This window comes from Streptomyces sp. NBC_01463, assembly GCA_036227345.1.
In the GTDB taxonomy this organism is placed as follows: Bacteria; Actinomycetota; Actinomycetes; order Streptomycetales; family Streptomycetaceae; genus Streptomyces.
In genome coordinates this window covers 72,014-87,458 of the sequence record CP109468.1, presented here as the reverse complement: position 1 = coordinate 87,458, position 15,445 = coordinate 72,014, and the positions used below count along the sequence as shown (strand labels likewise).

Annotated in this window: 10 protein-coding genes; 4 read left to right on the top strand and 6 right to left on the bottom strand. The window is 69.6% G+C overall.

Annotated elements, in window-relative coordinates:
• Positions 1 to 702: 702 nt before the first annotated feature.
• From OG521_00355 to OG521_00340, 4 genes are all read right to left on the bottom strand, one after another.
• Positions 703 to 1,650: a replication-relaxation family protein gene (locus OG521_00355; protein WUW19316.1), complete on the bottom strand. Its 948-nt coding sequence runs from the start codon at positions 1,648 to 1,650 to the stop codon at positions 703 to 705.
• Positions 1,650 to 4,409: a hypothetical protein gene (locus OG521_00350; GenBank protein ID WUW19315.1), complete on the bottom strand. Its 2,760-nt coding sequence runs from the start codon at positions 4,407 to 4,409 to the stop codon at positions 1,650 to 1,652. The genes OG521_00355 and OG521_00350 overlap by 1 nt, the downstream gene beginning before the upstream one ends.
• Before the next feature lie 629 nt (positions 4,410 to 5,038).
• On the bottom strand, positions 5,039 to 5,566 hold the full coding sequence (locus OG521_00345) for a GNAT family N-acetyltransferase (GenBank protein ID WUW19314.1): 528 nt from the start codon (positions 5,564 to 5,566) through the stop codon (positions 5,039 to 5,041).
• A complete protein-coding gene (locus tag OG521_00340; protein WUW19313.1) occupies positions 5,563 to 6,819 on the bottom strand; it encodes a helix-turn-helix transcriptional regulator in 1,257 nt (418 codons plus the stop codon). Before OG521_00340 ends, OG521_00345 begins: the two co-directional genes overlap by 4 nt.
• A 312-nt stretch (positions 6,820 to 7,131) precedes the next feature.
• Between OG521_00340 and OG521_00335 the strand changes: the two genes are divergently transcribed.
• From OG521_00335 to galE, 4 genes are all read left to right on the top strand, one after another.
• Positions 7,132 to 7,716 carry an ATP-binding protein gene (locus tag OG521_00335; protein ID WUW19312.1) on the top strand — a complete coding sequence of 195 codons (585 nt, stop codon included), beginning with the start codon at positions 7,132 to 7,134 and terminating at the stop codon, positions 7,714 to 7,716.
• A 329-nt stretch (positions 7,717 to 8,045) separates the two neighbouring features.
• Positions 8,046 to 9,257: a GDP-mannose 4,6-dehydratase gene (locus OG521_00330; protein ID WUW19311.1), complete on the top strand. Its 1,212-nt coding sequence runs from the start codon at positions 8,046 to 8,048 to the stop codon at positions 9,255 to 9,257.
• Position 9,258: 1 nt separating this feature from the next.
• Positions 9,259 to 10,167, top strand: a complete 909-nt coding sequence (locus tag OG521_00325) for a formylglycine-generating enzyme family protein (protein WUW19310.1) — start codon at positions 9,259 to 9,261, stop codon at positions 10,165 to 10,167.
• Positions 10,168 to 10,212: 45 nt separating this feature from the next.
• A complete protein-coding gene (galE, locus tag OG521_00320) occupies positions 10,213 to 11,211 on the top strand; it encodes a UDP-glucose 4-epimerase GalE (protein WUW19309.1) in 999 nt (332 codons plus the stop codon).
• Between the two features lie 446 nt (positions 11,212 to 11,657).
• Here the strand turns inward: galE and OG521_00315 are convergent, their stop codons facing one another.
• Both OG521_00315 and OG521_00310 read right to left on the bottom strand, forming a co-directional pair.
• On the bottom strand, positions 11,658 to 12,860 hold the full coding sequence (locus OG521_00315; protein WUW19308.1) for a lytic transglycosylase domain-containing protein: 1,203 nt from the start codon (positions 12,858 to 12,860) through the stop codon (positions 11,658 to 11,660).
• Positions 12,857 to 15,445: a hypothetical protein gene (locus OG521_00310; protein ID WUW19307.1), complete on the bottom strand. Its 2,589-nt coding sequence runs from the start codon at positions 15,443 to 15,445 to the stop codon at positions 12,857 to 12,859. Before OG521_00310 ends, OG521_00315 begins: the two co-directional genes overlap by 4 nt.

The window sequence follows — 15,445 nt, the reverse complement described above, 5'->3', positions numbered from 1 at the left end:
CGACTCGTCGGCAAGGCAATGGGCTCATGCTCAAGAGGCGCCGCGATCTGGTGAACTGGAGCATCCAGGCCGGTAAACGTACCGGCATGCCGGTACTACTGTCCTCAATCCACCAGAGCGGAACGACGGCGAACTCCGGATCCGCCGGAATGGAGCTGCCTAGGTGTGCGAAGCCCAGACCCTGGATCCGCTCGGCCGCCCGAACGGCGCCCGGTGTGACTACCGTCGGCAGACCTTTCGCCCTCGCAAAGAGCGGGAAGACGCTGGCTCGGTCACCTCGGTCACCTCGGTCACCTCGGTCAGCAGTCAAGTGACCGTGGGCGACTGAGTGAGCCATCCGTCACCGTGTCGTTCCGCAGATGTTCCCGCTCGGCGCGACTCACTCGTCCAGGAGCCGACGGCCCGACCTCACCGCGGACATGCGTGGACGTAGCGGTGAGATCTTCGAGGGACCCGTCACCGTCCGTCTGGGCACGCCATCCATCCAGAACGTCCCGCAGGACGGCGCGGGCCAGGCGCCGATACTGATCGGGGCATTTCTCACGGCTGCTGAGCCAGCCGAGGTGACGGGTATGCATCCGCAGGGCTATCAGCTCCGTGAGCAGGGGGGAAGGCAGCGGCACTGTGTCGACGAACGGCGCGCACACGTGCCGTGTCGGCCGGATGGCGGGCGGGGGGTTGCGGAACAGGGCGCGCAGGACTTCACGCACGGGGGCCTCCGGACGGGTTGAGGAAGACATCGGTCGGGGTGGCGTCACCGGAGAGCAGGGTGGCGATCGGGGCGAGCGGCCCCTTGTCCTGCAGGAGCTGCAGGGTGGTGACGCCGACGGCGAGCTGGCTGACGCGCGGATCCGCGGAGGCCAGGGCGCGCAGGTCCTGGACCCGATTGGCCAGGACCCGGTCTGAAGGGCCGGTCAGCACGATGAGCAGTCGGGGGAATGCCGGGTAGTGGTCGCGCCAGGCCTCGCGGGTGCTGCTCCGGCTGCGGCTGCCGCCCGCGGGAACATAGTGCTGGTAGCGGGCGTACGCGGCGAGTTTGGCGGCGAGCCGGGTGGTCTGCATGGTGGCGCGGTCGACCTCGATGAAGAAGCTGAGCATCCGCCGGCGCCCGTCCGCGGTGGTGTGGGTGTAGCGCAGCACCGCGTCCGCAATCATGAACGCCTCGGTGCCCCCGCGGCTCTCACCGTCACGGATGCGGTGCGCGACCTCGGGCTCCCAGTCCAGCGGCGAGCACTCATCACCCAGGCGACGAGCCCAGTCGACGAACGCGACACCGGTATCGACGACCGTGAGTGTGTGCTCCTGCAGTTGAGAGGCTGCGGCCTGCGGGCTGATGCGGTAACCGCGTCGCGGGAGAGTCGGATCGTAGGCAACGGCGTCAGCGCCGCGAGCGGTGAGATACCAGAGCAGCTCGGGGTTCCCCCGGCGCGCGGTCCGCCGGGCGGTGGCGTCAACGAGGCCACCGACGCGCAACTCCTGAAGCTTTTGGCGCAGATAGACGGGCCGCCGGGCGTGCGGGGTGAACAGCCGGTGCAGCTGGCTGGTCGCCATCAGACGGTGCTGATACAGAGCGGGCAGCAGGTTCTGCCCCAGCCGGGACAGGCCCGCTGGTCGTGTCGAAGCGGTCGCTTCGGGGGTTTCCAGGGACATCAGGCCACCTCACTGGAGCCGGCATCGGGCCAGCAGCCGTCGGGATCGGAATCGTTGTCGGTCTCCGCCTTGGGAGGCTGGGGACGGCGGCCGAGCTCGGCGAGGATGCGGTCGTCCCGCCCCGGCCTGCGCCCGTCGTCGCTTCCGTCCAGGTCGGCCAGGACCGTGCGCACCGGGCGGCGCCGCAGGGCGGTGTCCATGGCCTTGTGCAGCAGGGGGAGACGCTCGGGGTGGTGGTAGTGAGCGAGGACTTCGTGGACCGGGACGCCCGCGACCTGGAACGTGGTGGTCGGGCGGCCGCCCAGGGTGGCTCGTACCGCGTAGTGCCACTTCGGCTGCTCGGTCAGCGTCAGCGCATCCGCGCCCGGCAGACGCTTTGCCAGGAAGGTGGCCTCGTCGATGTCGGCCGCCGCGGCAGAGAGGAGCGACTGGTTCTGCATCAGCGCGAGCCGGGTCTCCTCCGACAGCCGCATCGCCATCTGCGTCATCGCCATCAGCCGCACCTCGTACTTGCGCAGCTGCTCAAGGATCGCCGCGATGTAGCCGCGGGCGGCACCGTCGATCGCTCGGAGCTCGTCGGCGAACGCGAACAGCGTGGCGAGCAGATCAGGGTCGATGCCCTCACGGGAGCACCCGGCACGGAACAGGTCGAACAGCAACAACGACGTGATGATCTGGTCACCGCTGCCCGTGCCGGAGCAGCGCAGCAGCACGATCTGCCGCTCGTCCATCGCCTGACGCGCGTCGTACGTGGAGCGCGGCTGGCCGAGGAACGCCCGCAGCGAGATGGACGTGGCCAGCTGCTCGATGGTCTGGGTGACCACCGGCACCGCCGATCCCTCGTACTTGGGGAATGTGGTGCGCCAGAACTGCTGCAGCTTCAGCGGCATCTGAGCCAGGACGCTCTCGCGCCACTCCTCATCCGACAGCAGGCGCGGGATCGTGAACAGGGTGGGTTGCAGGTCAGGGCGCCCGCGCTGGCACATCATGTACGCGAGGTGCGCGAGGATCTCCACCGCGTGCGAGAGGATCGCCCGCGCTCGCGGCGCCCCGTCGCCCCAGCCCTGCGCCGCCGCGAGACCGGCCACCACCGCGCCGATGACGTCCTGGATCTCCTCAGCGGCCCGGCCCTCCATCGACAGCGGATTCCACGCCGCGACCATCGCGCCCGGAGTCTTCACGCTCAGGTCGATCAGCTGCACACGGCCGATGACCCGGGGGTGCGTCAGGTACGGCAACGCCCGCTTGATTGCGGCACCGTGCGGATCGAGGAACCACGCACCTAGCCCGCCGTAGGCGAGCGTGATGGCCTGCAGCAACGCCAGCTCGCTCTTGCCGAAACCGGATTTGCCGAACGACGCCCCGAACAAGACCTCAGCCTGCGGAAGGCACCCAAGACGGGTACGGCCGTCGGCCTCGGTGACCCGCCCCAGCGGTACCACCCCGGCCTGCCCTGTCCAGGTCGGCAACGCGCGCGGCGCGGGGGCGAGCGTACCGCCCGTGCGTACGACGTTCTGCGCGGTGCAGTTCACGGTCGCCGGCCGCAACAGCGCGGCCAGTTCCTCGCTGGTGACCCACTGTCGGCGCGCCGGGGCGAATTCACCGGTGGCGTAGCGGCGATCGAAGGAACGGCGGCGCCACCACACACTGCTGTAGGGCCGCCACCCGGTCCGCCGGGGTCCGACGGGCCGCCACCAGTTCTCGCCGGACCAGGCGTCCATGACGGCCATCACCTGGTGGAGGCGAGCCTGCGCTCGCGCCGGGTGTGTCCCGGTCACCCGTACCAGGATCTGCACGGCGAAGACCTGTGCGTCTACCCCGGGCAGGAACTTTCCCACGCCATCGGCCAGGTCCTTCTGCCGCGGCAACGGCCGGGACCTGGAGGAGAGCGGCTTGCCGCCGTTGAGCCCTTCGGCCAGCGTCGACACCCACGATCCGCCGCGCCGGCCCGCACCGATGCTTTCGCCATACGCGGACGGACCGCGCTGCTCGGCCCGGCGCACCAGGCGGCGCCGCCACGCGGCCACCCGCCGGCTCGCCACCGGAACGACATCGACAACCAGCTCGGCCTGCTCCCCGCGCTCGGGATCGACCTGCGCGCACGCGTCCGCGAGAACCTGCAGCGGATCCGGATCCAGCGCGGCCGGGGTCAGCCGCTTGTGATCGGGGCGCGCCAGGACCAGCTCGGCACGCGCCACATACAAGGCCTCGGGCCCGCCCGAAGCCGCCTCCACACCGCTCTTGGCCAGCTGCACACGCTCGCTCGCCGCAGGCCGGGGCAGGGGAGGAGCCCCCTCAAAAGTGATGCGCTCGACTGGGTCGTGGCCGCGGCCCTTCCGATGGCTGCGGACCTGAACGCCCGGCATCGACGGCAGCAGCATCAGCGCGGCCGACGTCGCCGGCCCCTCCAGCTGCAGCACCAGACGCCCCTGCCGGTCGCTGCCATGTCGCAGTCGCATTCCCTGCACTCGCCGAGGTGTCCACTCGGTGGTCTGCGAGGCGCGTGCGAGCCGCGCTGCGTGCGGTCCCATGTCCTGCGGCGACGGATCAAAGCTCTGGGACGGCACCAGTTCGACCGCCGTCCGCGTTCTGAGCAGCCGGCCGGCCCGCCGCCGCCACCAGAGGACGGCCCCGCCCAGCACGACCCCGCCCACCCCGCCGACCCAGCCCAGCCACCAGGCCACCTCGTGCAGCACCCGCGCACTCGGCACGTCAGCGGATACGACGGACGAAAACACGGACGTGACGATGTCGCCCATCAGCAGCCGCCCTGCGACAGACGAAACCGGGACGCCCGGCGACGCTCCACCCACGCCGCTCGATCGGCGAACACCTGGTGCGCGGCACTCCGCCACCCCAGACGCACGACTAGGCCACCAAGCGCCACCGCCAGGACCCGCGCCCACGGCCGGCAGTGAAGGCCCGCTGCGGCATGCGCTGCCGAATTCCCCATGAACGGCAGACCCTGCAGATCACCACCCCACCACCAGCCATGAACGCAGCCCACGCAGAAGACTGCCGCGGCGACCCAGCCGCACCACTCCACCAGCAAGACCACCGCCGCATCCCGCGGCGATGGGGCATTTCGTGTGGACGTCACCGGCACTCCCGTCAGAGCCCGGGCGGCCTCGTGCCACCCATCTGAAACCCCAAGGAGCGCCAGGGCCCAGAACGTGACCGTGTGAGTGAAAATGCTGAGGAGTTGATTGCTGATCCAGCCGGGCCGGAGGTGACGTGAGGCTATTGAGTGCGCGTGACCGTGTGAGTGATGGACGGCAACGGGTCTGTGCAGTCAGTACCGCAGCAAGTTCTGGAGACGGTGCTCTTCCACCGCCGCCCGGAGGCCGACGGAGCGGTCTCGGATTGCGTCCTACCAGGGAGTGGCGAATCAGACCTGCAAGGTCTTCACCATGACCGCGTAGAGCGGGGAGTCGGCGAAGGGCCGTTGCTCACCGGCCTTCACGTAGGCCCATCCCTCGTAGAGCTGTTGGACCTTCGGGTGGGCGACGTCGACTAGGAGGACGGCTAGGTCCTCGCCGCGCTCCTTCAGGAGCGCGTCGTGCAGCTGACTGGAAACTCCCTGCTTTCGCCACTGGGGACGCACCATGACCTCGGAGACGGCGTAGGTCGAGTCCTGCCCGCCGGCGGGCTTGTACCCGGTGGAGCGCCACCACTCCCGGCCCGGCTGGAGTGGGGCACCGTAGGCGAAGCCGGTCGGCTCGCCGTTGTCGTAGGCGACGACGCACGTGAAGCCGTCCATGCCCGACCAGTGGTCGACGAACCAGGGGAACTTCTGGTTGAACTCCTCGTCCATCGCCGCGGCGTAGGAATCGGCGTGCACATCGATCAGCATCTGCCTGAAGCCTTCGGGGAGGCTGCCGTTGGCGTAGTGCCGCAAGTCGATCACCCTGTTCACGCTTGACTCCATTCATCTCGCATGCGGTCTGCCCAGTCGCGGGCGTACTTGGTGGACGGTGCCAGCCGGAACAGGTCCCGGTGGAAATCGCCGATGAGGGACCGCATCCGTCCGGGGAGCGGGGAGCCGTCCATGATGGCGAAGACGCTGGCGGCGGTGTCCGTGGCCTGTTCGGGCTCGCCCTGCCGCAGCTGGGCGAAAGCGAGCTCGCAGGTGACCATCGCGCGGTTGCGCTGGAACTCCGATGGCAGCGAGGCGAGGGCGCGGTGGGCCATCGCCTCGGCGGTGGCGGATTCCCCCTGCTTGTTCAGGATGCTGGCCGCGAGGTGGTTGAGCTCCGCCGGCTGGTAGAACGCGGTCCAGCGCGGCCGCTCCGCGTCCGGTGCCTTGCGGAGGCTGTTCTGGGCCGAGTCCAGCGCCCGCCGGGCGGCCGTGTGTTCCCCCATGGAGGAGTAGGCCAGGGCGACGCGCACGCGCCCCATGGAGGCGAACAGCGGATCGCTGCGGGCCGCGGCGGATGCCTCGGCGGCCTGGGCCGCGGCGAGTTCCTCCGGCCGGTTCTTCGTCTGGTAGGCACGCATGGCCATGAGGATCCACACATGCATCGCGACGGCTGGGTCCTGGGACAGACCGGCGAACGTCGATGATTCCTGCAGGTGCTCCCGGGCCGAGTCCAGGTCGCGCAGGTCGATGAAGGACCAGGCAGCGACGTTGGTGTACTCGGTGGCGAGTGCGTAGATGGCGCGGCGGACTCGATCGCTGGCGTTGCGCTGCTGGAGTTCCAGCAGTTTGTTGCGCTCTTTGAGTGCTCGGGCCGCCAGGGATGAGTGGCCGCCTGTACGGTCGTCGGCTTCCACCAGGGCATCCATGGCGGCCGAGGCGCGGGCCACGTCGGTCATGCCCACGGACCGGCGTTGTCTGAGGGCGGGGGCGGCGGCCGCGGCCGCTCCTCCAGCGGCGGCCAGAGTGAATGTTCGACGCAGCACGGGGTCCTCCGGGGGGCGTTGCATGGAGCTGGGCGCGCTGAACCCTAAGTCGGCCACGGGGCAGCCGAACACACGCTCAAGTGCGGCGCAAGTGCGTCCGATCGGGCGACGGCTCGACCCGTTGAGCAGGTTCCGTACGGTGCGCGACGACATGTCCCCCGGGCGGCCGGTGATTTCCTGCAGCGCCTTGTTGAGCAGGCTCGCCAACTCTTCTTGCTTGAGTCCCAGTTGATCCATCTGGCCCTTGAGGGCCAGGTTCGCTTCCATCCACTGAAAGTAGCGCCGCCGGCACGCTGCCGACCAGGCGCTGTGTAACGCAGAGGCAAAGTCTTCCGGTTGGGGGGTGGCGCGAACTCGGAACTCTTCCTGTCACCTTCCTCTCTCGGCTCGTTGACTGATAGCAGCCGCCGAGCCTGCTCCGGACCGGCGGCACAAGGAGCGGCCGGCCCTGTCACCCCCGTCGGGGCCGGTCACCTCCCGAGGCTCAGAAAAGCGACCCGGGCCGCTGTGCAGCCGATCGCGACTGGCACTCCCGGATATGCCGCATCGCTCTGAGGACCCACCGATGAAGGGCTCAGCATGCTGACCACCGAGACGGCTGTACAGACGAGCACTGGGCCTCGCGCTGTCCGCATAGGCCTCGACATGGCGGTCGGGCGGACCTCTGCCGACTCCACGAGTGGTCTCTCGGCAGCAGAAGCGGTCTGGCCACGGCGGTTCCGGCGGATCATCCGGGCGTCGCTGAAGGCGTGGGGTCACCCCTACCTGACGGAGGCGGCTGAACTCCTGATCAGCGAAATCGTCACGAACGCCTTCCAGCACGGCCGGGGCGACATCCGGGTGCGTCTGTACTTCTCCGTCAGCCACTTCGTGATCGAAGTGGCTGACGGCAACCCGGCAGCCCCCGAAGTGCGGCCCGTGAACCCGGACGCCGAGGACGGCCGCGGCCTGCATCTCGTAGACGCCCTGGCCGCCGCCTGGGGCGTGAGCAATGACGGCACGTGCACCTGGTGCACCCTTCCTCTTCGCCGCGGTCTCCCCGACGCTCCACGACCCGCCACCATCACCAGCGGGGCCCAGAGCAGGACCGCGGCCGCCCGCCTGCGGCCGGTGCCGCATGAGCGCCTCCCGGCACGTCAGGAGAGCGGCCGGTCCGCCACATGACTGGGCCCAAACGGCCGCCGTCGCGAGCGGGGGGCCTGACACCCCGGTGGCTGAGGTCCCACCGCGTCTGGCAGGCCATCACCTTCGGCGCCTTCATCGTGACGTTCGTCTGCGCGGCCGAGTGCGCGCGCGGGCGGGCCCACTGACGTCATGACCCCACGACTCCTGTCCGGTGACCCGGAAGAACACCCGGCCCTGGTCACCGGACAGGTCACACGTCCAGTGCGGAGGCGGGCAGAGTCAGCCCCTGTTCCCAGGGGTTGGCTTCGCCCCCTCCGCCGGACCGCAAAAACGTCCGACATTCGGCGGACCAACCCACGGAGGAATCCATGCCTGAGCACGTTCTGGTCACCGGCGGGGCCGGGTTCATCGGCACGCACCTGTGTACGGCGCTGCTGGAACGCGGAGCGCACGTCACGGCAGTCGACAGCCTGAGCGCGGGCCGCTTACCGGCGCTCGCCGGACTGCGTCAGCACAACCGGTTCACCCTGATCGAGCACGACATCACCGTCCCGCTCGACTGGGAACTCCCGGTGAGTGCGGTCATGCACCTGGCCAGCCCGATCGGCCCGTCCCATGTACGCAACCATCCGGTACGAACCCTGCTCGCGGGCTCGGCCGGAACCGTGAATGCTCTCGAAATCGCCCGGCGGAACAAGGCCCGGATCGTGGTCATGTCCTCAGCCGAGGTCTACGGCGAACCGCTGGTCCATCCGCAGACCGAGACGTACACCGGGAACGTGGACCCCGTCGGACCCATGTCCGGCTACCAGGAGGCCAAGCGGTTCCTTGAGGCGATGACCGTGGCCTACCGCCGCGAATTCGACGTGAACACCGGGATCATCCGGCCCTTCAACGTCTACGGCCCGGGGATGCTGCCCTCCGACAAACGCGTTGTCGCAGCGTTCGCTGCAGCTGCCCTGACCGGCCAGGACCTCGTCGTGAACGGTCCGGACACGATCCGCAGCCTCTGCTACGTCTCCGACTTCGTGCAGGGCCTGATCGCCATGATGGAGTCGGACGCCCCGGGCCCGATCAACCTTGGAGCCTGCGAGGGCACGGAGATCGGCACCCTGGCCGAACTCGTGGTCTCCGCGGTCGGAACCGGCACGGTTGTGCTGGGCCAGCCCGGCCAAACGGGCGGCGCCGCCCGCTGCCCCGACATCACCCTCGCCCGGGACACATTGGGCTGGGAGCCCCGCACACCGCTGGAAGAAGGCATCCGCGCCACGGTCGCCGACATGCGCTCGGTCATCGAGAACCAGGCCACGGTGCGCTTCGAGGTCCCGGCCGCCTGGACGTCTCTGATCCCTGGCGCCTCCACCCTGCAGTGCCGGGCCGACTCGGTCAGAACCGCCCTCCAGTGGCTGACGCAGACCCACCCGGTCCTCGCGCCCCGCATCCTGTCACCTGACGGCCACCTCGTGTCCTGGACGAACATCTACCTCGCCCAGGACAACGTCCGCCACCTCGACGGCCTGGACACCGTCCTCACCGGCGACGTCACCCTCACCGCCCTGCCTGCCATGGCCGGAGGCTGACATGCCCATCCCTACTGCCCCGATCACCAGCGACATGATCGCCGTCCCCGCCGCAACCGTCCTGGTCGGAGCACCGGAGAGCCACCTGGATGACCTGGCGGCCCAGCAGAGCTACGGCCGGTCATGGTTCGAGGACGAATCCCCCCAGCACCCGGTTTCCATCCCGGCCTTCCACATCGACCGGCACCCGGTCACGAACGAGGCCTTCGCCCGCTTCGCCGAGGCCACCGGCTACCGCACAGCCGCCGAGGTCCGCGGAACCGGCGCCGTCTACGGCAGCAGCTACTGGCAGATGCTCGCCGGTGCCAACTGGCGCCACCCCGCAGGCCCCGGCGACGACGCCGGCAGTCGGCCCGATCATCCCGTCGTCCACGTCGACCACGCCGACGCCACCGCCTACGCCCAGTGGGCAGGCAAACGGCTGCCGACCGAAGCGGAATGGGAGTACGCCGCCCACGGCCCCGACTGGCGCTTCTGGCCCTGGGGAACCGCTTGGGACGCCTCACGCGCGATGTGCGCGGAATCCCACGCCGCCGGCCGGCTCAACGACCTCGCCCACTGGCGCAACTGGTGGAAGGACCACTACGCCCGACACGGCACCCGGCCGGGCACCGCGGCAGTGGGCACACACTCCCCGGCCGGTGACTCCCCCCTCGGAGCATGCGACATGGCGGGCAACGTCGCGCAGTGGACGTCCAGCACCTACACGCTCTACGACCCCACCCGCACGTACGACGAGATGTACCACGCCGCCGCCGGCCGGTACCTGGCCGTTCGCGGCGGCGGCTGGATGCACCTGCGCTACCAGATACGCACCACCGAACGCATCGCAGCCGCCCCCGACTACTCAAACCACGCCCTCGGATTCCGCTGTGCACGCGACAACACCCAAGACCGCTCCGCAGCCTGAATCAGACCCGAACTGCTCTCTGCAGCAACCCACTAGGCTCGGCGCATGAAGGTACTCATTACCGGCGGAGCCGGGTACATCGGCAGCACCATTGCCTCGGCCTGCCTGGACTCCGGAATCGAACCGGTGATCCTGGACAACCTCTCCACCGGCCGCCGCGAATTCACCACCGGCCGGATCTTCTACGAGGGCAACATCGCAGACGGACCCCTCATCGACCGCGTGTTTGCCGAGCACCCCGACATTCACGCGGTCGTCCACTGCGCCGCGCTGATCGTCGTACCGGACTCCCTGGCCGACCCCATCGGCTACTACCGCAACAACGTGACGGCCAGCCTCGACCTCGTCGGTCACCTCCTGCGCAACCGCTGCACCCGCATGATCTTCAGCTCGTCGGCGTCGATCTACGAGACCGGCCCGGACTTCACCGTCAACGAGGACTCCGCCCACGCCCCTCAAAGCCCCTACGCCCGCACCAAGACGGTCTGCGAGGGCATGTTCGCCGACATCGCCGCAACCCAGCCGATCCGGATCCTGTCGCTGCGCTACTTCAACCCCATCGGCGCGGACCCCAAGATGCGCACCGGCCTGCAGCTTCGCCGCCCCAGCCACGCACTGGGCAAACTGATCTCGGCACACGAAGCAGGCGAGCCCTTCGAGATCACCGGAACCGACTGGCCCACCCGCGACGGATCCGGCATCCGCGACTACGTCCACGTCTGGGACCTCGCCGCCGCACACGTCGCCTCGATCGAGCGTTTCGACACGATCCTGACCGGCGGCGAGCGCTCAACAGCCGTCAACTTGGGCACCGGCACCGGCACGACCGTGGGCGAACTCGTCGAAGCGTTCAACAAGATCGTCGACGTCCCCGTCGCGACCAAGAACACCGCCTCGCGCCCCGGCGACGTCGCCGGCGCCTACACCCACAGCGACCGCGCCGCTCAGCTCCTGGACTGGCACCCGCAATACACGGTGAAGGACGGAATTCGCGACTCGCTGCGCTGGGCCGCCGTCCGCGAGGAACGCCTCACCCGTTCCTGAACGACCGGGTACGCCGGACACCGAGCCTGGGAAGCAGCCCGCGGCACCATCTGCGGCACGTTCCCGTTCTGGTCGCGCTCCCGGTACACCGGCAGCGAGCGCTTCCTGGCCCTCCACGAGATCGGTCTCAGGCAGCCCACCCCCGGTGCTCGATCCTGCCCCGTATCCAGGCCGAGCTCGCCCTGCCCCGACGCGGGGGGCGATAACGGAGCGTCAACAACGACGCGGAGGTGCAACGCCTCTGCCGCGACATCCTGGCTCGCCTGAGCTGCCGCCCGTAGTCGGTGATCTCGTCATGCTTCGTGGAACTCCATGAGGGGCTCATGGAGTTGCCTCCTGCTCGGGGCGGTGTAGATCGGCTTGCGCCTCTCGGCGATCTTGTCCCTGTTCTGGCGGGCCGCAGGGCGGAAGCTGTTTCTCAGCGGCTTGAAAGATGAGGAACACGCTCAGTCCCTGTAGGTGACATGGACGTGGTCGTAGTGCCCTCCGGTGACCGAGCGGGGGTCGTTGAGGCCGTGTTCGTAGGGCCGTCCCCATCCGTTTTGATCTTCGGGGTGGTTGATGCTCCAGATCCGGCCTTGCCAGATCACGTACTGCACGTGCAGGGCATTCGCGTTCTGGCGTAGCCACGCGGCCAGGGTCCAGCCCTGAGTGAGAGCGGCACCGGACGCGCGGGTGCCGAGGGTGCCGGGGGTGTAGTCGCAAGCGCGGCCGAGGGGGTGCTCGCCGCCCTCGACCCGCGGGGTTTGGCAGCCGATCCCGCCGTGCCAGCGCGGCCACTTCTTGAGGATCTCGGTGTGCCCGTGGGCCGCTGACCCGGTCAGGCAGTTCCCGCCGGTCGGATCGGGGTACGAGCACGCGGTCGCCCCGCCCTGGTACGGGGCCGGCGGGCCGGGCAGTACGACGCCGGCCGGCACGGGGCCGCCGGTGCCGGACTGTCCGGGTCCGGCACCGGCCTGGTCGTACTCGTGGACGTAGCGCAGGACCTTGTCGGCGTACCAGCCGGCGTGGTTGTAGCGGAGTGCCGCTTTGCGCAGCTGCGCGTCGTCGTTCAGATTCTTGCTTGCGGTGCCGCACAGGTACACGGCGGCGCCGAGCGTCGCGTCGAACGCGTTGTGCGGGTCTTTCACCCCGTCGTTGTTGCCGTCCTGTCCGGTGGAACCGATCCAGGTGGAGGGCAGGAACTGCATCGGCCCGACCGCCCGGTCGTAGGCGGTGTCGCCGTCCCACTGGCCGCCGTCGGTGTCTGTGAAGGCGTCCGTGTTGCCGCCGGCACCGGAGCCGTCGAGGCGAGCACCGATGATGCGCGGGGTGATGGCACCGGCCCCGGAGATGCGATGGCTGGCTGCGTGATTGGACTCCACCTTGCCGAACCCGGCGAGCACCGACCAGCGCATCCCCTGGCACTTCGGCCGCAGCCCGGTGATCCGGGAGGCTGCGTTCGTGTACGCGGACAGCATGACGGGCGGAATCCCCTTCACCGAGGCAGGTGCCTGCGCACCGGCTCCGGTGGCGTACGCGGCCTGGCGGTTCTGGCTGTCCTGGTCCGCGGCGATTGACCCGGTGATCGCGATGAAGGCGGTGAGGCAGAGGAACACGGGCATGACGGCGACGGCAGCGCCGAGCACCAGCCATGGCTTCCGCGTCAAGGGTTGCTCCGGCGGGGGGAGCGTGCCGGGCGTGGGCGAGGAGTTGCTGGAGCCGGGGACGGCTGGGGGCTGGGCGAGGGGCGGTGGGTGCGGGCCGCCGCGCTGCTCATGCGGTGCAGCCGCTGGCGCAGGGCCTGCTGCTGCGACGATGCGGCCGGCTGCCCGGGCACCGGTCGCGGGGCACGCCGAACCGGCCGACGCACCGCAGCCGGCCTCGGCCTCGTCCCCGGGGTGGGCCTGGCGGGGGCGGTCCGGCCGGGGGCGATGCGGGATGAACGGACAGTGGCCGGGGCGGGGGCGTTCGGGTGGGGTCGGGGCGGCAGGCCGCGGTGCATCCGGATCCGGTTCGACATCCAGCGCCCACCGGTGTTGGTCCACCACGTCTGTCCGAAGTCGCGCGCCGCGGGCACCTGGCGGATCACCGGCTCCGTGATCCGGGAGCGGAGCTGGGCCGCGGAGCGCGCCACATTGCCGGGCACCGCCCGGAGCCCGGTGCTCGCGGTACGGGCGGCCTGCGGCAGGTGGACCGGTGCGCCCACGGTGTACTTGAGACCGAACTTCCCGGTCCCGAACGCCGCTTTCGCGGTCCCGACCACGGCTCTTTCGGCACTGCCTGCGAGGGCGGCGGTGCCGCGCACGGCCGCGCGGGCGCCGAGCCGTCCGGCCAGTGTCGTGGCGCCCCGCCCGCCCAACGACATCAGGGCGCGGGAGCCGGTGACCCCGGCTCCCGCACCACCGGTGGCTGCGACCGCACCGACCATTAGCGCGGTGGTGGCGAGCGTCGAGGCCAGCGACCTCTTGCGCCCTGCTTCCTGGTCCATCGTGGCGGGGGCGCGGCCCCCGAGCGGACTGTTGCCCAGACGCGTACGGGCCGAGGAGGCCCAGGCCATGGAACGCTTCTTGATCCGCTTACGGAAGCAGAACGCGGCGATGACGGTGACGTCGACGACGACGAACTGGGCGGGCAGGCCGCCCTGTTTCGTGAAGTCGGTGCCCAGCACCGCGGTGACGGTCTGGACGACGATGGCGAGAGCCACTACGAGAGTGATCAGCATCCCCAGCAGCCGCAGGATGCTGGTGGCACGCTCCCACATCCATGCCCGCCCGGCTCCCGGCATGATTCCGGCGGCGAGCGCGACCTTGGCCAGGATGGCCTCCAGGCCGAGGCGGACCTCGGTGGAGAGGTAGGCGCAGGCCGTGACGGTGAGCAGCAGTGTCATCAGGAGCGCGGCGATGAAGATGAAGAACGCCCCGCCGACTTTGTCCCACCCGGCCTTCTTCGCCTGGCCGGCGTCCTTGACGCAGGCCTTCTCGAAGTCCTCGCCCGGATTCAGCCCCAGCACGTCGTTGACGACGTAGTCGACGGCCTTGTCGTTGATGGCCTTGTTGATGTCGCCGACCACGCCCTGATCGAGCAGCGAGGGCCATTTGCCGTGGGCCTTGTCCTTGGCGGCGTCGACCTGATCGTTGAAGAAGGCCTGCTCGACCCGTGAGTCGCCGTACAGGGCGCTGCACTTCTTGCTGAGCTGCTGGTTGTAGGAGAGCAGGAAGGCGGGCTTGACGACGAACGCGTCGACGATGCCGTCGGTGACCGAGCGGGTCAGCTTCCTGGTCTTCGCCTCGGTGAGAGTGGCGGTCCCGGACAGGGCCTTCTCGTTCCCAGTCGTGATCGCGTACACCGAGATGCCCAGCGCGCGAGCCTTGCCGACCGCACCGTCCTGGTCACCGAGCAGCAACTGGGGCGGGGCGGCCAGGGTCGAGACGGCCAGCGCGGAGATCACCGTGGAGGCGAACAGTTCGCCCCAGCCCCGGGAGGTCCGTCCGAAGGTGATGTTGTAGAACGCGACCGCGCCGGAGAATGCCATCATCAGACCGGGTAGGCCGAGCTGCACGATCGTCTGGCTGTACAGGGAGTCGGAGATGGCCAGGGCGGGTTTGAGGAAGATCCGGGCCAGGGACCATTGCAGAGCCCAGGCGATGAGCCAGCAGCCGAACGCGATCATCCACTTGGTGGCCTCGAACAGCCCCTGAGTCAGGGCGGACTGGATCTGCCCGATCGGATTGGTGATCCCGCCCGCGTCGGTCTCGATGCGATAGGCAGAGACCGGCAGGTTGTTGCTGTCGGTGACCTCGAAGGAGTTGAGGACGCCCCCGTCACCATGCGTGGCCTTGTACGCCTTGACCTTGCTGGCCATTTCGCGGCGCATCTTGGCCTGCTGCGCTTCCTTCTTCTCCTTCGCGGACGGCTCCTTCGCACCCGTCGACCCGTTGCTCTTGTCCGCCCCCTTGGCCGTGTCGGCGCCCTGGCTCGCACCGCCGTCTGCGGGGATCAGGGGTTTGCGGGACTCGGGCGGGAGGATCCCGGGTGCTTCAGGGACCAGACCGGGTTTCGGCTCCAGACCGGCCTCGTACTGCGGGAACGAGGACGACGGCGAAGGGGCCGGGGCGGGTGTGGGTCCCGCCGGTGCAGCGCCGGCCCGGGGCGCCACCAGGAGCAGCACGGTCATCGCAGTGGCGGCCAGGAGCAGCGCGCCGGCCATATGCCGCCGCCACGGGGCGGCCCCGTCGAACTGTCCCCGGAGCAT